Source organism: Spirosoma foliorum, from assembly GCF_014117325.1.
GTDB lineage: Bacteria > Bacteroidota > Bacteroidia > Cytophagales > Spirosomataceae > Spirosoma > Spirosoma foliorum.
In genome coordinates, this window is the sequence record NZ_CP059732.1 from 7,787,896 (window position 1) to 7,807,970 (window position 20,075).

The window sequence follows — 20,075 nt, forward strand, 5'->3', positions numbered from 1 at the left end:
AGTTATAACGGCAATCTGCGGTAACTCCCTAACTTTACAGCATTACAACTCTATAATTTTATCAATGCTTGACCTCATTCGTCAGGAACTGACAGAAGCTCAGTCGGTTCTGGATAAATTTCTTGGTAATCCGGATCATCTTTCTGCTATCGAACAGGCTGCTATCCTGATGGCCGATGCCCTTAAAAGTGGTCATAAAATTATCTCTTGCGGGAATGGTGGATCACACTGTGATGCCATGCATTTTGCCGAAGAACTTTCGGGCCGTTATCGAGATAATCGCCGTTCCTTAGCCGCTATCGCTATTTCAGATGTAAGCCATCTTTCCTGCGTAGGGAATGATTATGGCTACGAATTTGTGTTTTCACGTTTTATCGAAGGCTTGGGCAATGAAGGCGATGTGTTGCTTGGCCTAAGTACCAGTGGCAATTCGGGTAACGTGGTTCGTGCTGTTGAGGCTGCCCGGGAGAAGGGGATGAAAGTTATTTTACTGACGGGGAAAGACGGTGGAAAACTTGCCGGAAAAGCCGACGTCGAAATTCGGGTCCCTCACTTCGGTTATGCTGATCGGATTCAGGAGATACACATTAAGGTTATCCACCTGTTTATTTTGCTGATTGAAAAACAGGTCATCTGACCGCGCGGGCGGCCCCGCCGGGATTTTTATGATTTGACTGACCGACTATGATTGATTTGGCTTTCTTCGAAAGCTGAACATAAAAATCATAGTCGGTCAGTTAAACCATAAAAATCCTGGTCAGAACTGCTTCAAATACGACAATTTGCCAATAACATGTTGCTCCTGCTGGCGATCGGTAGCTCGCAAAGAGCCAGCGTAAGTTCCGTTGTTATAAACAATGTACAGGAATGAAAGCGGTTGGAATTCCCACGATAAACGAATATTCCAGACGTTTTTATCGGTATAGGTGTTGCGCTGAAAGAAGCTGATTAACTGTAAACGTGGGTTAACAGCCATCCGACTCTCAATGCTGTGTAAGCCAATCGTACCTGAATAGCCACCTACATTTTTAAAATTATTTAGCTCACTACTCAGCGTAAAGGCCATGTGTGGAATGGGGGCCAGCACAAATGAACCCCGGCCATAATTTAGGTTCCCATCGTAATATCGGCCTGTCTCGCCTGTTAACTGGAAGGATAGCTTCTTGGATGGATCGGTACTAAATATAAGCTGGTAACGAGTGTAATGATATTTGCCGGACGCTATATTCAGTGACAACGGGCGATAGTCCTCATCATCTAATCGCTGAAATGTAGGATTAACAAACAGGCCAAGGTTACCGCCGTTCTGAAAAGTTAACCAAACGGGGTTGAAATTATATTGGGCTTCCTGTAAATAGCCTGTTGATGCCTTGTGATATAACTCCATAAAAGCACCGGGTTCAAAATTACGCACCCATTTCGGGAGCCATTTCCCTCTGTTAACCAAATACATACCCGGTGTGGTGGCAATGACATCATTACGAGAGACAAACCCCATTTCTGGATTGAAACTCTTGGTTACTACCGATTGGGTCCACCAGGCTACTACCTGGTTCGTCCGGTAAAAAAGCTGACTATAAGCCGACATCCCCTGATCGTTGCTGGTTGATCCAAAGGTCCCCATGACCATAGCACTGTAAGCTAAGGTCTGGCTCAGCCGAAAGAAGCCGTCAAGTGCGATAGTCCCATTTTGGCGACCATTCGAGCTATCGGTAGCATGCACGTTTTTAAGCGTTACTAGTCCGCCAATCCGATTCTGACGTCCCACATTTTCGCTATATCGCCCCACAATAAAGTCGGTGGTTGGGCTTCCTGGAATCCCTCGCTGTCTGACAAGCATACCACCGTAATTCCGGTTCAGCGAGCGGTAAACGATACGGGCGCCCGCATCGATCGGGACGGGGGCACTGGTGCCATCGGGGAGCGTGGCTAGACCAATGGTTCGGCTAAAGAAAGGCTGAATAATCATACTTCCGCCTTCGCCCGTGTCTTTATTGCCCGGTAAACCTGCACCAAACAGGCTGGCATTTTCCAGGAAAAACGCTCGCCGTTCTGGAAACAGCACAGAAAAGCGCGTTATGTTATTAACCTGACGATCGACATCGGCTTGTGCAAAATCAGTATTCAGGGTTAAGTCAAGAACAGTATTGGGATTGATGGCCCATTTTAAATCACCCCCAAGTTTAATACCCGCCTTTTGACTATACCCGACTTCGGTTCCATTAAAGCGATCGTCGCTGATTAGCAGATAAGGCTGGATGCGAATATTCGGCGAGGGCGGAGGTGGTTTTAAACCTGTAATTAACCCGGCATAGGCCACCCGGCTGGATGTAAACGCTCTTGGGTAAGGAGACCAGGCCGATAATTCATTCGAATAGCGCCGTCGGCGAAAAAAGTTTATGCCCCACGATTGGGTAGAATCGGCTGAACGGGCGTAACGGAGCGTTTGCCAGGGAATCTGCATCTCTGCTACCCAACCCGAATCGGTACGCGTGGTACGCACTTTCCAGAAACCATCCCAATCGATATCGCTCAGTAAATCATCGAAAGAAAGTAAATCCCGCTGGGTGCCGTACGGATTTGTGGAAAAGGTCATGGCATTCCGCTTGTCGTTGAAGCCATCAATAACTACCCCGAACAGGTCGTGTGCCGTTGCCGAAAAATCGCGCTTGAAATTCGGTGCCCGAAGCCCTTTTCGGCCTAACGAATCATAATTAATAGCTGCCACATAGAGAAAGTGGCGATTATACAAGACCCGTATGTCGGTATCGAAGTTGGCGCGCTTGCCCTGAGCAGGATCGACCTGTATAAAGCGATTTACGGGCTTTGCTCGTTGCCAATCTACTTCGTTCAGGTATCCGTCAATTTTAAGCTTATCGTTTATCTCAACGGCTTTAATGATCTTTCGTTTTGGAGAGGGAGCAAAAATAATGGCCTGCCCTGATGATGACTGTTCATTCTGAATATCCTGTTCAGTGGCACTATTTCGAATGGTGTCTGGCACCGCAACGTCCGATTGGGCGGTCGTTGGCATAACTGGATTGGTCTGCGCGAAGGAGAGAACTGGAAGAAAGACTAGAAATAGACTTTGGCGAATAAAAATCGGCAACATAAAAAAGCATAGCTTACTCTACCAAAGTAAGCTATGCCACATGAAAACAACAGTATTTTTTCGTTGAACGGCCTGTTAAGTCTGTTTATCGGCTATTAGTGAGGTACATACCGACGGATTTAATAGTCTCCACCGGCACCCCCACCGCCAAAACTGCCACCGCCAAATCCGCCAAATCCACCGCCACTATCGCCACCACCACTGCTCCAGCCTCCACCGCCCGAGCTTCCCCAGCCTGGTGTTGGTAAGAAAATAGGCCCACCCCAGCCCCCGCCCCGATTGCGATTGTTGCCCCCGCCCCCGTTTCGACGTATGATGATGAAAATGATGATAAGAAAGATAATCAGGGCAATGAAAATGCCACTTCCCCCGTCGTCATCGCCAGTGTTGGCCGCCGGATCGCCTTTATATTCGCCTTTGGCCCGTTGAATTATCTCGGTTGTAGCCTCGTCCAGTCCTCGGTAATATTGTTCCTGCTTAAAGGCCGGAACGATTACATTCGTAATAATCCGTTTGGCAATAGCGTCAGGAATGGCTCCTTCTAAACCATAACCGGGTGCAATAAAGATTTTGCGTGTCTGGGTAGCCCAGGCAAGCACTAACCCATTGTTTTTATCCTTTTGGCCAACTCCCCATTTTCGACCCACCTGAAAGGCGAAATCGCCAATGGGATAGGGTTCCGTGGTTTTAACAATAACAATGGTAATCTGGGTAGAGGTCGAATCGTTGTAAGCCCGTAATTTCTGCTCTAATTGCGAACGCTCCGTACTGTTCAAAATGCCTACGAAGTCATTGACCAACCGAGGTGGATTGGGCTTATCAGGAATAACCGTATTGGCACCATTGTCGGTTGCCGTGTCTTGCGCCTGTAAATAGGCAGGTATACTCAATAAGGCAGCGAGTAGGCCAAGCCGAACAAATCGTGTAATTGAATTAACAAAAGGGAGTACGTTCACGGCAGTATCATTCAAACGAAATATCGTCGGCGAGTTCGTTAGTATCGTCGCTGGCGTAAGGAAAATACTGTTTTAACTGTTGCCCGGCCCGCTCAATCCCGCGGCTTAACCCTTCGGCATAGGCTCCAGCTGCAAAATGGGTACGGAGCAGGTTCTTTGTACTTTCCCAGAAGTCGGAGGGGACTTTAGCATCGATTCCGGTATCACCCACCACCGCAAATTTGCGGTCGGTATAGGCAAGATAAAAAAGTACGCCGTTCTGGTCCTTAGTCTGATGCATGCCTAACTGAGCAAAAACTTCAATAGCTCGTTCTACAGGATCAGCTTTAGTACAGTGCGCTTCGACATGCACCCGAATTTCACCCGACGTTGCCTTTTCGGCCTGTCGGATGGATTCCACAATGCGCTGTTGCTCGTCGGAGGTGAAGGGGTTCATGGGTTAAGAATGTATAATGAATACTGTATAATGGCGATAATTCCCATTATACAGTATTCATTGTTCATTATACATTAAAACTGCACCGTTGGGGCGCTCTGTGCTGCCTGCGAAGCTTCGAAGAAACCTTTTACAGGGAAGCCAAAAATACCCGCGAAGATATTGTTCGGGAAGGAACGCACCGATTGGTTGTACACTTTAACCGCTCCGTTGAAGTCATTCCGGGCCACAGAAATGCGGTTTTCAGTACCTTCCAATTGGGCCTGTAACTCCGAGAAGTTTTGCGTGGCTTTCAATTGGGGATAGCTCTCGGCTACGGCCAGCAATTTTGATAAGGAACCACTTAGCTGATCTTGGGCTGCCTGGAATTTCTGAATATTTTCAGGAGTTAACTGATCGGCTTTCAGGTTGATGCTTGTGGCATTGGCCCGCGCCTGAATAACAGCCGTTAACGTGCTTTTTTCAAAATTAGCCGCACCCTGTACTGTCCGAACGAGGTTAGGAATCAGATCGGATCGACGTTGATACTGCGTCTGAACTTGCGCCCATTTTTCCTGTACGTTGGTATCATTCTGAACAAGGCCGTTGTAAGAGCTACAGCCATACATGCCCAAAATGAGGGCGATAACCACCACGATAATTAACGATTTTGACATGGTATGTTGAAATGCAAAGGTTATTATTGGATTCAAAGTTGGTCAAAACTACTAATTTGTTGATGTAAAACTACGTTAGCGGTGTTTTTCCCTCCTTTACTCCCTGTTTGTATTGATGACTGGTAGTTAAAAATAACTTTAACAGGTTTGTTTCAGGTTTAACTAAGTGGAACATGAAACAAATCAAACCCCTGTTTTCTCATGAATCTTGATTTGACTGGTAAAACGGCCTTAGTGGGCGGCAGTACGCAAGGAATTGGCCGTGCTACAGCTATAGAACTAGCGCTACTCGGAGCTAATGTTGTCCTGATGGCTCGGAACGAACAAACCTTGAAAAGTACCCTGACAGAACTATCGACGGAAAGGGGGCAGGTGCATCGCTACATTGTGGCCGATTTTAGTCTCCCAGGCGTAGTGGCAAAAGCTATTGAGCAACATCTGTCGGAATTTCCCGATCTACATATTCTGATTAATAATACGGGCGGCCCGGCCGGTGGCCCCTTGATTGAAGCCAAGGCCGATGAATTCGTACAAACCTTTCATAATCATCTGCTCAATAATCAGGTACTGGCGCAGGCGGTTGTACCAGCCATGAAGCGGGCGGGTTACGGCCGTATCGTCAATATTATTTCGACCTCAGTAAAGCAGCCCATTGTCGGATTAGGTGTCTCGAACACCATTCGGGGCGCAGTGGCGCAATGGGCCAAAACATTATCGTTGGAAATTGCTCGTTTCGGTATTACAGTCAATAATGTATTACCAGGTTATACACAAACCGCACGCTTAGAAGCTGTATTGGCGATGCGCGCTAAAGCATCCGATAAGCCTGAGGAAGAAGTAGCGACGCAGATGAAAAGCGAAATCCCGACAGGACGATTTGCCACTCCCGAAGAAGTAGCCGCTGCAGTAGCTTTTTTATGCACACCCGCAGCCGCGTCAATTAATGGCATTAATGTGCCGGTAGATGGCGGAAAAACGGGAAGCCTTTAAAAGAAGTTATATAGTTGAAAAGTTAGAGGGTTGTAGAGTTTTTATGCAGTGGCTTACAACTCTACAACCCTCTAACTTTTCAACTATATAACTCATACCAGATTATTCTTGAACGCGTAAGCGACCATTCCGGCGGTGTTTTTCGTGCCGGTTTTTTCAAGAATTCGTAGGCGATGGCCTTCAACGGTACGGGGACTGAGGAATATTTTTTCGCTTATTTCATTGGTGGAAAGACCTTCGCAGATTAGCGTTAGTACTTCTTTTTCCCGCTCTGATAGTAAAATTTTGCTGTTGTAAAACGCATTGACAGGTTTGACAACATTGGGCTTGTTCGTCATTTTACGAAGCATGGCCTTCGAGACAAACTCATTCAGGTAAACGCCTTCATCAATTACTTTCCGAATGGCTTTCTCCACTTCGCCCGCTTCGGCATCTTTGAGCAGGTAACCACTGACGCCTTTTTCCAGCAGGTGAAGCACCATCCGATCTTCGTCGTGCATCGTCAACACAACGATCTTAACAAGTGGGTAGTTATCGCGCAGATAGTCGGCGGTGGCGGTACCATCCATAACCGGCATTTGCAGGTCAAGAAGAACAACATCAGGCGTTTTACGGGCAATTTTTTCAATGAGTTCCTGTCCGTTACCTGCTTCCAGAATCAATTCGAAATCATGAATCTGACCAAGAATGGTTGCCATTCCGACGCGAAATAGAGTGTGGTCGTCGCAAAGGGCCAGTTTAATTTTTCGCATAGAGGAGAAGAGTTAGTAGCTGTTACCGAAGGAGTCGAAGAAAACGGCTTCCAGCAAACAAATTAACTCATTAAATCAACAGGCTGTGCATCATGCAGATGAACCTGTATATGAATCTGCGAACCTCGGCCGGGGGCTACATCAAAGGTTACATGCCCATTGACTACATTCAGGCGGCTTTCAATATTACGAAGGCCTAAGCCGCCCTGTTTATTTTCCATCACGGCATCGAAATCAAAGCCAACCCCGTCGTCCAGGACCGACAATCGAATCTCTTTTTCGAAGTTAAATAACTGAATAACAATGTGCCTTGCACGAGCGTGTTTAATAGCGTTATTGACTAACTCCTGAGCGATCCGATAAAACATCAACTCGAAAGCCGGCGGAAAATGCGTTTCCTGTTCTGGGTAAATTAACTGAACGTCGGTGTCGTTATCGGTGGCCCGGTCGGCGAGTTCTTCGAGGGCGGCTAGGAGGCCAAATCGCTCCAGTGTAGTAGGAACCAGATTCCGGCTAATCCGCCGAACGTTGGTCATCGTTTCATCAATCATAGAGCGGGTTTTCTGAAACTGAAAGCCCACTTGTACTTCACCACCTAGCTGTTGCTCCAGCTGGTTCAGGCTCATTTTGGTAATCGACAGCATTGTGCCAATTCCATCATGCATATCTTCGGCGAGTCGTTTGCGCTCTTCTTCCTGTCCTCGAAACGTAGCTTCCATCAGGTCCCGGCGGTGGCGGGACTGTAATTCTTTAAATGCCAATTGTTGCTTCGCCTGTTTCTGCTGATAATAGGCCACAAAAATAATGATGAACACTGCCATCATCAGGAGTACAGCCGTACCAATAGCAATTACAAAACCAGCGTCCATCGACATACTATTTGTTCACGCGCAAGCTGAATGAGGTAAAGTTGACTAATCTCTGTCTGAATGTCAACGGCTTATAGTTAGGATTGAGTGAGTGGTAAAAATAAAGCCGGAGAATTTGCCATCTCCGGCTTTGCTAGATGTAAAAATCAATTACTACCCATTATTACCGCAATGCTGTGGGCAAGGCATACCACCTGTACCAGCATCATCATCTGTTGTACGAGCGTTAGGGTTGTCGTTAAGAAGATCTTTTGATTGACGGTCGATGCCAACAAACATTAGATTACGATTCCCATCTTTATCGATAGTAAAATAGAATCGAAGTCCGGTGCTATTCGTCTGGTTTAGTCTGTCTAACAGAATTTGACTTCCAAAAGCAACTGCCCGAATAGCAATTGGATTTTCAGACTGAAAAAGAGTAAGCTTTTTCTTGAAATTCTCTTCGCTAATAGTTTTTCCTTCACTAAACATAGCGTTAGTTAGATAACGATTGTTTAGGTCTTTATCCATACCAACTAAGGCTAAGTCCAGTTTCCCTTCACTATTTTTAATGAAGTAAGCCCGAATCCCAACGGTATGTGATTGGCCTAAAATGGCTTCCACAGTCGATCGATCAACGGTCACGGCAACTGTACTGGTTGGGTTAGCTTTTTGGTAGGCTGTAGCTTGGGAAAACGCTTCTGAAGATGAACCCAGACGGCCAATACTGCTCGATACCGCCAATTCATCAGCGGACAGATTTCCTAAAGTACTTGGTGGTGAAACCTGATCGACTTTGTCGTTTTGACAGGCAAAAGTCATGGTAGCCAGTAGGGCTGCAGATAGAATTATTCGCTTCATAGTTATAATTGATTGAGGTGGAAATTATATTGATATGTATTATAGTTGATTTTTGCTACACAAATAGCTCATTCTTATTCCAATAGTTGCTAATAGACAAGAAATAATATATATTATTTCTTGCAAGCTCCAATAAAAGTCAAACGTTTCATCGGATGTAGCGTTGTCAAAAAGATACTTTCCAAATAGAAAAACAAAAAATGTGCCTGCAGTATAAATAAGAAAGGCCGCACTTATCCAAAACATATCATGTCTTATTATATTCTGAATGACCGCTTGATTCAAAACATCACTCAAATAGATTAAAACGATCACTAAAATAAATATTCGAGCTGTTGTGAGATTACCTGCGGATAATTCGTGATTTGAATAGAATAATATATCTATTGCCAAGAATGTAACCGTAATTAGTTTAATTAATCTTGTCTGTTTTGGCAAACTGAATGCATAGATGACAGAGACAATTATGATTTCCAGAAAAGACTGAAGATTGTATAAATATAAATTGCTTTCTCTATGTAGGCTATGTATTAGGGCAATACAATCTTTAAGAAAAAAAAGAAAAAAAAAAGACTACTACCCATTTAATAGATATGGTTAAATACTTAAAATAAAATAAACCAACTAGTATGGGTAGTAATCCAAAGAGTCCAGAAATAATATCTAAAGGGTAGCGGGCAGTTAACCTAACTAATGTGTCCCACATAATAACGCTTATTCATTGTCAGCGCAATGCCGAGGACATACTGGCCCATCGCCTACTGCTCCACCTTCACCACCATCCCCACCATCATCTTTAAGGCCTCCGTTCCCGGTGTAGGCTGGCAAGTCTCTGCCACGGGCATCTACTCCTGTCAATAGAACACGAGGGTTTAGCTTGCCTTTTCCGTGTTCGGTAGGTTTGCCATTTTCATCCTCCCAACGATTAGCGTAGTGAACACGGATACCTACACAACCGGGTTGTTTGAGTAATTCGCTGATGCGATTAAGGCCGAAGAACTCTGAACGAGTATAGTCGTTTTCTTTATGACCACAGGCTAATTTGCTGGCACGATAGGCCTCTTTCATTGGATGGGTTTCTTTCGTGTTCAGAAACCGCCCTGCATTTTCATGGAAAATAGAATCACTCATTGGAGGAAAAAGGAATGAAATTTAGAGAGTACAAGCTAGTATGGAATGGACATCGTCGGAAAGCAACGCTAAAATACGGTAACTTGATTGGTAGTCAATACATATATAAGCATAGTTGTCTTTTGTAAGGTGCTGTATTTTAGATAATTGCGCCGAATAATTCACTTGCCAATACGTAGTTCTACGTAGTAAAGTGCGGACTTTTGCCTATTTAACGTTAAGTGCCTAAAATCGGTGTTTTTTCGCTCAAATGACTTCTAACTTATCAATTACCTTTGTGGCATGCTGATGCTTTGCGTTCGTAAGTCCGTCATTAGCAACGATATTTCTCATAGGTTAGGTTAAGATAAAAACGCCGGAGCAATGCCCCGGCGTTTTTTATTGCTTTTATACAAATGAGCTGTGCTTCTTACTTTATATCAGCAAATTCAACAAATAAGCACCGTAGCCACTTTTGACCAAAGGTTGAGCTATTGTAGCCAGTTGATCAGCTGTAATGAACTTCATGCGATAGGCAATCTCTTCTGGACAGCCGATTTTTAATCCCTGCCGTTCTTCAATAACATGAACAAATTGTCCTGCCTGCATCAACGATTCGAAGGTACCCGTATCAAGCCAGGCCGTGCCACGATCCAGAACACCGACTTTCAACTTGCCGCGCTCCAGATACACTCGGTTTATATCGGTAATTTCTAACTCACCGCGAGGAGATGGTTTAATGTTTTTGGCAATCTCAACAACTTCGTTGTCATAAAAATACAGCCCAGGCACGGCATAGTTCGATTTGGGCTTCTCTGGCTTTTCTTCGATGGACAACACGTTAAAATGGTCATCGAACTCAACTACCCCATAGCGTTCTGGATCGTGTACCTGATACGCATAAACGACGCCCCCATCAGGATCATTATTCGACTGAAGCAGCTTCGATAAGCCCGATCCGTAGAAGATATTGTCGCCTAATACGAGCGCAACTTTGTCGTCGCCAATAAATTCTTCGCCAATGATGAAAGCCTGTGCTAATCCATCAGGACTAGGCTGAACAGCATACGTAAATTTACAGCCCAACCGTGACCCATCGCCAAGTAGTTTCTCGAAGTGGGGTAAATCGTGGGGTGTCGAGATAATAAGAATCTCATTGATTCCCGCTAACATCAGAATCGACAGCGGGTAATAAATCATCGGCTTATCATAAACCGGCATCAACTGTTTCGAAACAGCGAGCGTAAGCGGATGAAGACGTGTGCCAGAGCCTCCGGCGAGAATAATTCCTTTCATGGTTTGTGAATGAGCGAATGAGTGAATGAGTGAATGAGTGAATGCCATCCGACCGGAAAACCTTGCGTTAGCTATTCACTTATTCACTCATTCACTCATTCATAATTTATCTATTCGCGTACATTCCCTGATAATAGCTCTGGTAATTTCCCGACGTGACGTTGTCGAGCCACTCCTGATTCGCCAGGAACCAATCAACCGTTTTCTCAAGACCTTCTTCAAACTGAAGCGAAGGCTGCCAGCCAAGCTCCTTCATAATTTTGTTCGCGTCGATGGCATAGCGGAGGTCATGGCCAGCGCGATCTGTCACATAAGTAATAAGTTGCGCCGAAGTACCTTCTGGGCGACCTAGTTTACGATCCATAATCTGGCACAGCAAATGGACCAGATCAATGTTTTTCCATTCGTTGAAGCCGCCAATGTTGTACGTTTCGCCCTGTTTTCCTGTGTGGAAAACGGCATCAATCGCACGAGCATGATCAACGACAAATAACCAGTCCCGTACATTTTCGCCTTTGCCGTATACAGGTAATGGCTTGTTGGTCTGGATATTATGAATCATCAACGGAATGAGCTTTTCCGGAAAGTGATTTGGACCGTAGTTGTTCGAACAATTCGACAGTACGACGGGTAGTTTGTAGGTATTTCCGTAAGCCCTTACAAAATGATCCGAAGCTGCTTTAGACGCTGAATACGGAGATTGTGGATCGTAAGAAGTTTCTTCGGTAAAGAAATCTTCTGGATTATGCAACGACCCATATACCTCGTCGGTCGAAACATGGTAGAAGCGTTTACCTTCGTAGGTGTCTTTCCAGCTATTTTTAGCCGCATTGAGTAGGTTTACTGTTCCAACCACGTTCGTCATCACAAACGACATTGGATCAGTAATCGAGCGATCTACGTGCGACTCTGCTGCCAGGTGAATTACACCATCGAATGACATTTCGGCGAACATATCCTCCAGGAATTTCGCATCAGTAATGTCGCCTTTAATAAAGGTATAGTTTGGTGCCTGTTCGATATCTGACAGATTGGCCAGATTCCCCGCATACGTCAACGCATCGAGATTGTAAATTTGATATTCCGGATATTTTGTAACGAATAACCGAACAACATGCGATCCGATGAAGCCAGCACCGCCAGTGATAAGAAGTTTCATTTTCTTTAAGTTATGAAGTTTTACAGTTATAGAGTTATAAAGTCAATAGTGTACATGAGGCCCTGCAAACTATACAACTTTATGACTCTGCAACTTTAGAACTGATTTTCTGCTGCCACTGCCACGCATCTCGCAATGACTCGGCTAAGGTACGACGAGCCGTCCAGCCTAACACATTATTTGCCTTTGAGACATCGGCATAAACTTGCTCAACGTCACCAGGTCGGCGGGGGCCGATGGCATAGTTTACGTTGACGCCGGTTGCCTGTTCAAACGTCTTGATGACGTTCAAAACGGTTTCACCACGCCCTGTACCAATATTAATAACATCGTAGCTGGCGTCGGCAGTAGCCTCATTTAAGTTTCGTAAGGCCTGCACATGGGCATCGGCAAGGTCCATCACATCGATATAATCACGGATACACGTGCCATCTGGCGTGTTGTAATCATCACCGTACACCGTTAGACTAGAGCGGATACCCGCGGCTGTTTGTGTGATAAACGGCACCAAATTAGCAGGAACACCTAATGGTAATTCACCAATTTGAGCAGACGGGTGTGCCCCAATTGGATTGAAGTAACGGAGAGCCAGCACCCTAACCGGTATTTGAGCCTGTATAGCATCCCGGAGTATATCTTCTCCAATCGCTTTAGTGTTACCGTAGGGTGACTGCGCCGGAAGCCGGGGTGTTTCTTCAGTTACAGGTAGCTCTTCGGGCTGGCCATAAACCGTACAGGACGACGAAAATACGAGGTTTTTTATGTTGTGCTTCGGCATTAACTCCAGAAGCAGCATTAACGGATCAAGGTTATTTCGATAGTATTTCAGTGGTTTCGCTACCGACTCACCAACCGCTTTGAAAGCCGCAAAGTGAATAACTCCAATTGGCGTTTCCTTCTGGAAGATGTCGTCCATGGCAACGGGGTCGTTACAATCGACGGAGTAGCACGTTACATCTCGTCCCAGAATGGCCCGCAGTCCATCAAGTGCTGAGCGTTCGGAGTTGGAAAAGTTATCGACAATGACCGGTTCAAAACCGGCTTCGACTAATGACACAACGGTATGGGAGCCAATGAAACCGGCCCCGCCAGTCACCAGAATTTTGGGAGTATTGCCTATGGAAGTCAAACCGTTTTTTATAAAAATTTTGTTATTACTTTAGTATAGCGACTCGTATAACCAGACAAAAGTAGTATATTCAAAAGGTTTACGAAAGCAGTATTTATTCAAGGGCTATCCCAAAAAGCGGCACAAACAAATGAACGACAATGAATTGAAGGCTCTTATTTCGCTGTTGGACGACGAGGATCAGGAAGTTGTAGAGCATGTTGAACAGCGCATTCGGGAAATAGGCGGGCAAATGATTCCGTTTTTAGAAACCGAATGGGAGGGAAGTTTCAATTCGTCCCTTCAAAAACGTATTGAAGAGATTATCCATGACCTGCAATATGAATCGGTTCTGGATCGTATGCGCGATTGGAAAAATGGCGGAGCTATGGATCTGCTCGAGGGGCTTTGGATCGTAGCAACCTATCAATACCCTGACCTTTCGCTCAAAAAACTTAAACAGGATGTTGAGCAGTTGTTCTACGATGTTTGGGTAGATTTTAAACCCGATATGCATCCCGACGAGCAGATTAAGGCGATGAATACTGCCTTTTTCACTAAGCTAAAGTTTGCGCCCAATACAAAGCATTTCCACTCGCCTGCCAACTCCATGATCAATCAGGTACTGGAGTCGCGCCGGGGGAATCCGATTACGCTTTGTGTACTCTATATGCTGGTTGCCAAACGATTGAATCTACCCGTTTATGGCGTCAATCTGCCTAATTTGTTTGTACTCACGTATAAGAACACTAGTGGCGTTCAGTTTTATATCAATGTTTTTAACCGAGGATTAGTCTTTACGACCAAAGACATTGACCAATATATTGATCAATTAAATATCAAACGATTAGATACGTTTTATCAGCCTTGCACCAACGCTGATATCGTTCGGCGAGTGTTGCGAAATTTGATGTTGGCGTTTGAAAAAAACAGCGATACTGAACGTGTACGTGAGGTTGAACAGATTCTTAATGCCGTTCGGGATGATGGCGATGGTTTGCCACTATCCGATTACACGCAACGGTGATGAAATTTATTAAGTTATAAAGTTGTGGCGTTGTAAGGTTATAAAGTTAATGCATGCGGTAGCCAACTTTATAACCTTACAACGCTACAACTTTACAACTCAATACGCAACCGCCAGCAGCCCAGGTCCAGCCTGAAAACACTTGATTGTTAGTTGTTCTTCATGATCGGGCAATCGTACGTGACCAACGAGTTGTTCGGCGTTATCGGCGAAGGGTTCGACGTGTAAGTGTTCGCGGAAGGTAAGCTGCCGTTTTCCATAGAGTTTATACAGAGCCTCTTTGGCACACCAATACACTGCTAATCGATTTGGATTATTATCGGCGTGAGCAATCTCATCGGCCGATAAAACACGGGGTACAACTCGCCTGAACTGCTCTCGAATGGGCTCAATATCAATCCCGATGGGTCTGGATCGGTGTAAGGCCGCAGCTGCCCAGCCGCTGGTGTGTGAGAGCGAAATATGCCAGGGCGTGCCAATGAGAGATGGTTTCCCAAACTCATCCTTTTGTAAGCCCTGATAAGTCTGACCTTGTGCTTCGATCAATTGCTGAATGGCTACTCGACAGGCCAACCATTCAACCCGTTGAGCCGGGTGGGTAATACGTTCTAATTCTTCGCGCTCTACACTAGTTAATGGCAAACCTATCCGAAGCGTTGGTTCATCTTCGGTAATGGCCTGGAGTACTGCTACACAGTCGGTATTTATGGTTAGTTGTAAAGTCACAAACCAAAAGTCGGAAGTCGTACGGGAAAAAGAAAGGGTTAACTGTGAATGGCCCTGACATATTTATAGTAGTGGTTCTTATAACTACTTGATCTATTCCTTACATAATGTAGCGTAGAAGCAAACCCACTACGGCCGCTGCTCCAATGATGCTTAGGTCAGGCAATTTCTTAAAACGATAAAGTAGTCCAACAGTCACCAACGCAATTACCAGGGCTGGTATGTCAATTAATTGACGGCGAGCGAGTATAATCACCGCCCCAGCTATGGCTCCTACAGCCGCAATGGTGATTCCGTCCACGAATGCTTTAATGTTTGGATTTTTACCCCAGCGTTTGAAATAAGGTGCAGGCAGAACCGTCAATAAGTAACAGGGTAGGAACGTGGCTAAAGCTGCGACACAAGCCCCCGGAAAACCAGCCACCAAATAGCCAATAAAAGCAACCGTAATAACCACAGGGCCGGGTGTAATCATTGCCACAGCCACCGCGTCCAAAAATTGTTGCTCTGTCAACCAGCCGTATTCTTTGACCACCCCACCATACAGAAACGGGACTATGGCTAGCCCACTCCCAAAAACAAAGGTTCCTGCTTTGACAAAGAAAATAGCTAATTTCCAAAGGGTAGAATCGGTGGGGATATCTTGCAGTTGCGGTAGGAATGGGATGATACTATTGCCCGCACTGGGCCGCATAAATTGGGGTTTTGCTTTCACCAGCCAATAAATCACCCCAGATAGCAACACAAGCCATAACAATTCTGATTCTGTAATAGCGGTGGCAATGGTGGATACCAAAAATAACACCCAGCTAAGTTGGTCTTTTCCTACAGTTTTGGTCGTCAGTTTATAGGCGCCAATAGTAATAATGCCAATTACGGCGGCTCCAATGCCATAGAATAGGGCTTGTATCCAGGGTAAGCCCCCGAATTGTTGATAGGCCCAACCTAATGCTACCACCATAATAAACGAAGGCAGTACGAAGGCCACACCTACCAGCGTAGCCCCTAAAACACCATAATGCACGTAACCAAGATAGATGGCTAACTGAGCCGCTAGCGGGCCGGGGGCCAATTGTGCCAGTGCCATACCTTCCCGGTATTCGTCCTCAGTGATCCACTTTCGTTCAACCACTAAATCGCGATGCATGGCACTGACTAGAGCGGGCGGCCCGCCAAACCCCAGCGTACCCAAACGGGCAAAGTAGCGCACTAAGTCATTTCGTGAATAAGAAGCCTGTAGTTTCATCGGTTGAAATGGCGTTAAAGGCTAATGTTTCATGCTACTCGGTTTTCCTAACTGGTCGAGTGCAGCTCGAAATCCTTTGGCTAATTCGAGTGCAGGACCACGCCCATAGTAATGTAGAAAAACAGTCCGTGGCTTTTCGCCTAACATGTGATGGTGAATGGCTACGACTTCAAGTTTGTGGCTTCGTAAAACCTTGATTACGTTGTTCACTTCGCTCTCTAGCATGGCAATATCGCCCGCAATGTGGGCGGCATCCTGTTTGCCAGCCAATGATGCCCAAGAGTTTAGTCCAATGGCGGCTGTCATTTCAGCGCCCATAGCCACAATTTGTACATCGTCCCTTCCAACTGTGTATTTGTAGGTAGGGCCGTTTACGACTCCTTTGTATTGTACTAACGTGTCGAGAGCAGGGAGGTCGAACAGCTCTTTGCCTGTCTGTGACGTTGCTGAAGCATATGTGGCTGCTTGGGGCTGATTGGCCGGAAATAACTTCGTAGTTTTAATGGCCTCCGCATATTTTTTTGCTAGCTCCGCTGTGCTGCCCATACCGTGTATGTGCATGTAAAAAATGCGCGGTTGTTCGTAGAAAAAATGGTTATGGATAGCTCCTACTTCCAAACCAGCCGCATGAGTGGCGTCGATTAATGGATTTACTTCTTCTTCCAATAGTACTGTATCACTCATCATGACGGTTTGGTTGCCGTCCAGTGTTTTCTTAAACGAAACCCAGCCACCGAAGCCGAACGGAGTCGGTACCGAATCACCTTTGATCGTCACTTTCAGATCATTACGGGGCAATGGCACGGTGTAGGTTGCCTGAGCTTCAATGTAGATGCCTTTCTTTCCTAAAGCACTCACAATACTGTCTTGATCTTCAACCGACAAGGCCGGCGTTTTTAGAAAGAATTCGCCACGATCTGACGGCCCTCCACAGAGAGGAATAGCACCAATTGCCGTTGCTGTTTGCAAGAAATTTCTTCGTTTCATTGGGCTGTTATAGTTTAAATTAAGTTGTTAAAGCTTACTAAGTGAGGATTGACAATGGATTAGAAAACAATGCCAAACTGAAAACTAACTGTTGCTGAGATAGGCCGATCGTTACCAAAACGCACCGGTAGGGGTATGGCTACAAAGTAGTTGAGCGTCTGACCATGCCGAACAATTTTATTGAGTACTGGAGTCACGCCGTACCGACCTGATGTTTCAAACGCCAGCCGCCCGGCAAACGTAAAATCATGGCCTAGATTGACCAGAACACCGGGGTGAAACAGCACATTGGCTACACGACTGGTGCCATCCTGTGCCCGAATAAGAGGTACTACTTCGACCGAAAAGCCAATCTGTTTGCTTTTCCACAGGTTCAGGCCGATCGGGAAACCGACTACATAATGATCCTTAAAGTTGATTTCAGAACCTCCCTCATCGATTGTCAATAGAGGATGGACAATGCCGAGATAGCCAACTACACGGGGATAGGTTGGCGGGGGGAGTGTCTGGGCAAAAGAAATGTTTATACTCAGGCACCAAAGCAGCATTCCGAAGATGAATGCAGTACGATGAGCAAAAAGATAATTCTTACTTGGTTTGGCTGGGCTGGGACCGTAGGCAATCCAGTTCATAGTTGACGTATTAGTTTTGGCACAAGAATACGCCGATGGTCAACCCTGAAATAGAACGAATTTAACCTTTTGTATCTGCTTTACCTTTTAGCTGGTTTTTTCGGTATTGCGAAGGATTTTGTCCAATCTGTTTTTTGAAAATACGGGTAAAATGGCTCTGGTCTGAGAAGCCAGTTAGATAGGCGATTTCAGTCAGATTGTAGGTGGTTGTTTCCAGCAATTGCAGTGCTTTCTCGATCCTTAGTTTGCGAATATAGTCGCCAAAGGAAAGATTATCAAAATAGCGGGCAAAGGTCCGGGATACATAAGTCGGATTGATCGCTAAATTTTCCGATAATTCGGTCAGACTCAAGGTTAGATTGGTATCTATCTGATCCTGAATCAATTCCTTTAACTCATGTACCCAGACGGGTGATTTCCGTTTGTCTTCACGGTTGAGGTAGGTATTTAATATTTCCAACAACAGTCGTTCTGTAGGGCTTTGGGTGTGCTTGACAGTTTGCAAATGTTTGGCCCAACTATAGAGTGCATCATAAATGACCATTCCCTGGGCTAATAATTGCTGGTCATCCTGGATATTGAATGATAACCCTGCCGAAATAGCCCACAGACCAGCCGATTGGGCTGCCAGGGCATGATCATCGGTATCGGCCCCGCGAACAATGGGAGCCATTGCGTGCAAAGTCGAGTCTGTAAGGGCATGTTTTTGAAGGAAATAATCGAATGTGCAGCGATCTTCGTAATGAGTGTATTCAACATTGGGTACATCGAAGGGGACAGCCTTTAGCTCCTGGGCCTGTTGAATTACCTGATCTTCTGGTACATAAATAATGTCCGCTTCTGGGTCAATAAATCGTTTGATGAGCCACGGGCAAGCCAGACGGTCAATTTTGGGACGTTCTCGTGTGATCCACTTCATAAACAGTACAGTTTGCTTTATGTCATAAATGATGGCAGCAACAAGCAACAAAACTACGACTTACCATGTCTCGAAAATAGCCTAAGGATATGATCGTTAATTACGATACTTGACCAGCATTTCACGCAGCTGTACCTTTCTTCTCGAACGGGTACTTTTGATTGAATAGGTTAGCATTTACTGCTTGATTTGACCCGTAATCAGTGTGATCTTTCTTAACATTTTGTCAGCATTGAAATCGGCCACAGGTTTAACGACCTTTGGCGTTCAATGTTGATTGTTTAGGCCGTTCGTTATACATAACAAATAGTTCTCGCGGGACTATCAAAAAGGTGGTTGTAGAGAAAATAGATACATTTGGAGGGCATCGTGAACCCATTTATGCGCTCGAAGGGAGTGCATCCACAGACCGTTTTTTTTCGACAGGTGGCGATGGGAAAGTAGTGCGATGGCGGCTCGACCGCCCTGACCTTGGCGAATTAATTGCAACCGTACCGGCATCGGTTTATGCGTTGGCCTTAAATCCGACTAGCGGTTTGTTGTGGGTTGGTCAGAATTATGAAGGCATTCATGTGATTGATCCGGTTGAAAAAAAGGAAGTGGCCTCGTTGAAGTTAACGTCGTCGGCTATTTTCGATGTTAAATTCTATAAAAATGATGCTTTTATTGCCCTTTCGGATGGTGTCGTAGCTGTTGTCGATACAGATCAATTAGTCAATCGAAAACACCTGAAAGCATCCGAGCAATCGGCGCGGTCAATCGCTATAAATCCTGTTGAGCGAGAATTTGCGGTTGGCTACAGCGATAATGTTGTGCGTATTTTTGATTTGACGACCCATACCCTTAAAAAGGTTATACCCGCCCATGCGAACTCGGTATTCACAATTGCCTATTCGCCCGATTTCCGCTACTTACTTACGGCAGGTCGTGATGCCCATTTGAAAATCTGGGATGTAGAAAAAGGCTATACGTTACACAGCGATATTGTGGCCCACATGTTTGCCATCAATCATCTGGCATTCAGTCCCGATAATCGTTTGTTGGCAACAGCCAGCATGGATAAATCCATTAAAATCTGGGATGCCGAGACCTATCAATTATTAAAAGTTGTCGATCGAGCACGTCATGCCGGGCATGGAACATCGGTCAATAAATTACTTTGGGTAGATTCTCAACAACTTCTTTCGGGCAGCGACGACCGAACAATTTCGGTATGGAAATTGAGCTAATCAATTGTGACTAAATAGGAATCGG

At 45.4% G+C, this 20,075-nt stretch carries 20 protein-coding genes; 4 read left to right on the forward strand and 16 right to left on the reverse strand.

The window, feature by feature from the left end; all coding sequences use genetic code 11:
• The first annotated feature begins 64 nt into the window (after positions 1-64).
• A complete protein-coding gene (gene lpcA, locus H3H32_RS32845) occupies positions 65-637 on the forward strand; it encodes a D-sedoheptulose 7-phosphate isomerase (RefSeq protein ID WP_182459936.1) in 573 nt (190 codons plus the stop codon).
• Between the two features lie 120 nt (positions 638-757).
• On the opposite strand, the gene H3H32_RS32850 is transcribed toward lpcA, so the two are convergent.
• The 4 genes from H3H32_RS32850 to H3H32_RS32865 all read right to left on the reverse strand — a co-directional run bounded on the left by H3H32_RS32850 (position 758) and on the right by H3H32_RS32865 (position 5,160).
• Positions 758-3,112, reverse strand: coding sequence for a DUF5916 domain-containing protein (locus H3H32_RS32850; protein ID WP_182459937.1), 2,355 nt, complete (start codon positions 3,110-3,112; stop codon positions 758-760).
• Positions 3,113-3,231: 119 nt separating this feature from the next.
• Positions 3,232-4,083, reverse strand: coding sequence for a TPM domain-containing protein (locus tag H3H32_RS32855; protein ID WP_182459938.1), 852 nt, complete (start codon positions 4,081-4,083; stop codon positions 3,232-3,234).
• Positions 4,076-4,504: a TPM domain-containing protein gene (locus tag H3H32_RS32860; protein WP_182459939.1), complete on the reverse strand. Its 429-nt coding sequence runs from the start codon at positions 4,502-4,504 to the stop codon at positions 4,076-4,078. The genes H3H32_RS32855 and H3H32_RS32860 overlap by 8 nt, the downstream gene beginning before the upstream one ends.
• Before the next feature lie 74 nt (positions 4,505-4,578).
• A complete protein-coding gene (locus H3H32_RS32865; RefSeq protein ID WP_182459940.1) occupies positions 4,579-5,160 on the reverse strand; it encodes a LemA family protein in 582 nt (193 codons plus the stop codon).
• 201 nt (positions 5,161-5,361) lie between these two features.
• Here H3H32_RS32865 and H3H32_RS32870 point away from each other — a divergent pair, with 201 nt between their 5' ends.
• A complete protein-coding gene (locus H3H32_RS32870) occupies positions 5,362-6,150 on the forward strand; it encodes an SDR family oxidoreductase (protein WP_182459941.1) in 789 nt (262 codons plus the stop codon).
• 92 nt (positions 6,151-6,242) lie between these two features.
• Here the strand turns inward: H3H32_RS32870 and H3H32_RS32875 are convergent, their stop codons facing one another.
• From H3H32_RS32875 to galE, 7 genes are all read right to left on the reverse strand, one after another.
• Positions 6,243-6,902, reverse strand: coding sequence for a response regulator transcription factor (locus H3H32_RS32875; RefSeq protein ID WP_182459942.1), 660 nt, complete (start codon positions 6,900-6,902; stop codon positions 6,243-6,245).
• A gap of 62 nt (positions 6,903-6,964) precedes the next feature.
• Positions 6,965-7,777: a sensor histidine kinase gene (locus H3H32_RS32880; protein WP_182459943.1), complete on the reverse strand. Its 813-nt coding sequence runs from the start codon at positions 7,775-7,777 to the stop codon at positions 6,965-6,967.
• 147 nt (positions 7,778-7,924) lie between these two features.
• Positions 7,925-8,611, reverse strand: a complete 687-nt coding sequence (locus H3H32_RS32885) for a hypothetical protein (protein ID WP_182459944.1) — start codon at positions 8,609-8,611, stop codon at positions 7,925-7,927.
• 714 nt (positions 8,612-9,325) lie between these two features.
• Complete coding sequence (locus H3H32_RS32890) at positions 9,326-9,742, reverse strand: hypothetical protein (protein WP_182459945.1); 417 nt, start codon at positions 9,740-9,742, stop codon at positions 9,326-9,328.
• Positions 9,743-10,156: 414 nt separating this feature from the next.
• Complete coding sequence (gene rfbA / locus H3H32_RS32895) at positions 10,157-11,017, reverse strand: glucose-1-phosphate thymidylyltransferase RfbA (protein ID WP_182459946.1); 861 nt, start codon at positions 11,015-11,017, stop codon at positions 10,157-10,159.
• A gap of 106 nt (positions 11,018-11,123) precedes the next feature.
• A complete protein-coding gene (gene rfbB / locus H3H32_RS32900; protein ID WP_182459947.1) occupies positions 11,124-12,176 on the reverse strand; it encodes a dTDP-glucose 4,6-dehydratase in 1,053 nt (350 codons plus the stop codon).
• A gap of 79 nt (positions 12,177-12,255) precedes the next feature.
• Positions 12,256-13,305 (reverse strand): UDP-glucose 4-epimerase GalE, encoded by a 1,050-nt coding sequence (galE, locus tag H3H32_RS32905; RefSeq protein WP_182459948.1) that lies wholly within the window; start codon positions 13,303-13,305, stop codon positions 12,256-12,258.
• Positions 13,306-13,435: 130 nt separating this feature from the next.
• Here galE and H3H32_RS32910 point away from each other — a divergent pair, with 130 nt between their 5' ends.
• A complete protein-coding gene (locus H3H32_RS32910) occupies positions 13,436-14,311 on the forward strand; it encodes a transglutaminase-like domain-containing protein (RefSeq protein ID WP_182459949.1) in 876 nt (291 codons plus the stop codon).
• A 99-nt stretch (positions 14,312-14,410) separates the two neighbouring features.
• On the opposite strand, the gene H3H32_RS32915 is transcribed toward H3H32_RS32910, so the two are convergent.
• The 5 genes from H3H32_RS32915 to H3H32_RS32935 form a co-directional block, all read right to left on the reverse strand.
• Complete coding sequence (locus H3H32_RS32915; protein ID WP_182459950.1) at positions 14,411-15,037, reverse strand: 4'-phosphopantetheinyl transferase family protein; 627 nt, start codon at positions 15,035-15,037, stop codon at positions 14,411-14,413.
• 100 nt (positions 15,038-15,137) lie between these two features.
• Positions 15,138-16,283: a chromate transporter gene (locus H3H32_RS32920; RefSeq protein WP_182459951.1), complete on the reverse strand. Its 1,146-nt coding sequence runs from the start codon at positions 16,281-16,283 to the stop codon at positions 15,138-15,140.
• 21 nt (positions 16,284-16,304) lie between these two features.
• Positions 16,305-17,270, reverse strand: a complete 966-nt coding sequence (locus tag H3H32_RS32925) for a DUF1259 domain-containing protein (RefSeq protein ID WP_182459952.1) — start codon at positions 17,268-17,270, stop codon at positions 16,305-16,307.
• Positions 17,271-17,329: 59 nt separating this feature from the next.
• Positions 17,330-17,902, reverse strand: a complete 573-nt coding sequence (locus H3H32_RS32930) for a hypothetical protein (protein ID WP_309547122.1) — start codon at positions 17,900-17,902, stop codon at positions 17,330-17,332.
• Between the two features lie 61 nt (positions 17,903-17,963).
• A complete protein-coding gene (locus H3H32_RS32935; RefSeq protein WP_182459953.1) occupies positions 17,964-18,821 on the reverse strand; it encodes a chromate resistance protein ChrB domain-containing protein in 858 nt (285 codons plus the stop codon).
• Positions 18,822-19,153: 332 nt separating this feature from the next.
• Between H3H32_RS32935 and H3H32_RS32940 the strand changes: the two genes are divergently transcribed.
• Complete coding sequence (locus H3H32_RS32940) at positions 19,154-20,050, forward strand: WD40 repeat domain-containing protein (RefSeq protein ID WP_182459954.1); 897 nt, start codon at positions 19,154-19,156, stop codon at positions 20,048-20,050.
• Positions 20,051-20,075: the final 25 nt, after the last annotated feature.

Excerpts from the sequence above, each read along its gene's own strand:
- H3H32_RS32865 (WP_182459940.1), bottom strand. The coding sequence starts at position 5,160 with ATGTCAAAATCGTTAATTATCGTGGTGGTTATCGCCCTCATTTTGGGC.
- rfbA (WP_182459946.1), bottom strand. The coding sequence starts at position 11,017 with ATGAAAGGAATTATTCTCGCCGGAGGCTCTGGCACACGTCTTCATCCG.
- H3H32_RS32870 (WP_182459941.1), top strand. The coding sequence starts at position 5,362 with ATGAATCTTGATTTGACTGGTAAAACGGCCTTAGTGGGCGGCAGTACG.
- H3H32_RS32860 (WP_182459939.1), bottom strand. The coding sequence starts at position 4,504 with ATGAACCCCTTCACCTCCGACGAGCAACAGCGCATTGTGGAATCCATC.
- lpcA (WP_182459936.1), top strand. The coding sequence starts at position 65 with ATGCTTGACCTCATTCGTCAGGAACTGACAGAAGCTCAGTCGGTTCTG.
- H3H32_RS32850 (WP_182459937.1), bottom strand. The coding sequence starts at position 3,112 with ATGTTGCCGATTTTTATTCGCCAAAGTCTATTTCTAGTCTTTCTTCCA.
- H3H32_RS32920 (WP_182459951.1), bottom strand. The coding sequence starts at position 16,283 with ATGAAACTACAGGCTTCTTATTCACGAAATGACTTAGTGCGCTACTTT.
- H3H32_RS32935 (WP_182459953.1), bottom strand. The coding sequence starts at position 18,821 with ATGAAGTGGATCACACGAGAACGTCCCAAAATTGACCGTCTGGCTTGC.
- H3H32_RS32875 (WP_182459942.1), bottom strand. The coding sequence starts at position 6,902 with ATGCGAAAAATTAAACTGGCCCTTTGCGACGACCACACTCTATTTCGC.
- H3H32_RS32885 (WP_182459944.1), bottom strand. The coding sequence starts at position 8,611 with ATGAAGCGAATAATTCTATCTGCAGCCCTACTGGCTACCATGACTTTT.
- H3H32_RS32925 (WP_182459952.1), bottom strand. The coding sequence starts at position 17,270 with ATGAAACGAAGAAATTTCTTGCAAACAGCAACGGCAATTGGTGCTATT.
- H3H32_RS32890 (WP_182459945.1), bottom strand. The coding sequence starts at position 9,742 with ATGAGTGATTCTATTTTCCATGAAAATGCAGGGCGGTTTCTGAACACG.
- H3H32_RS32910 (WP_182459949.1), top strand. The coding sequence starts at position 13,436 with ATGAACGACAATGAATTGAAGGCTCTTATTTCGCTGTTGGACGACGAG.
- rfbB (WP_182459947.1), bottom strand. The coding sequence starts at position 12,176 with ATGAAACTTCTTATCACTGGCGGTGCTGGCTTCATCGGATCGCATGTT.
- H3H32_RS32930 (WP_309547122.1), bottom strand. The coding sequence starts at position 17,902 with ATGAACTGGATTGCCTACGGTCCCAGCCCAGCCAAACCAAGTAAGAAT.
- H3H32_RS32880 (WP_182459943.1), bottom strand. The coding sequence starts at position 7,777 with ATGTCGATGGACGCTGGTTTTGTAATTGCTATTGGTACGGCTGTACTC.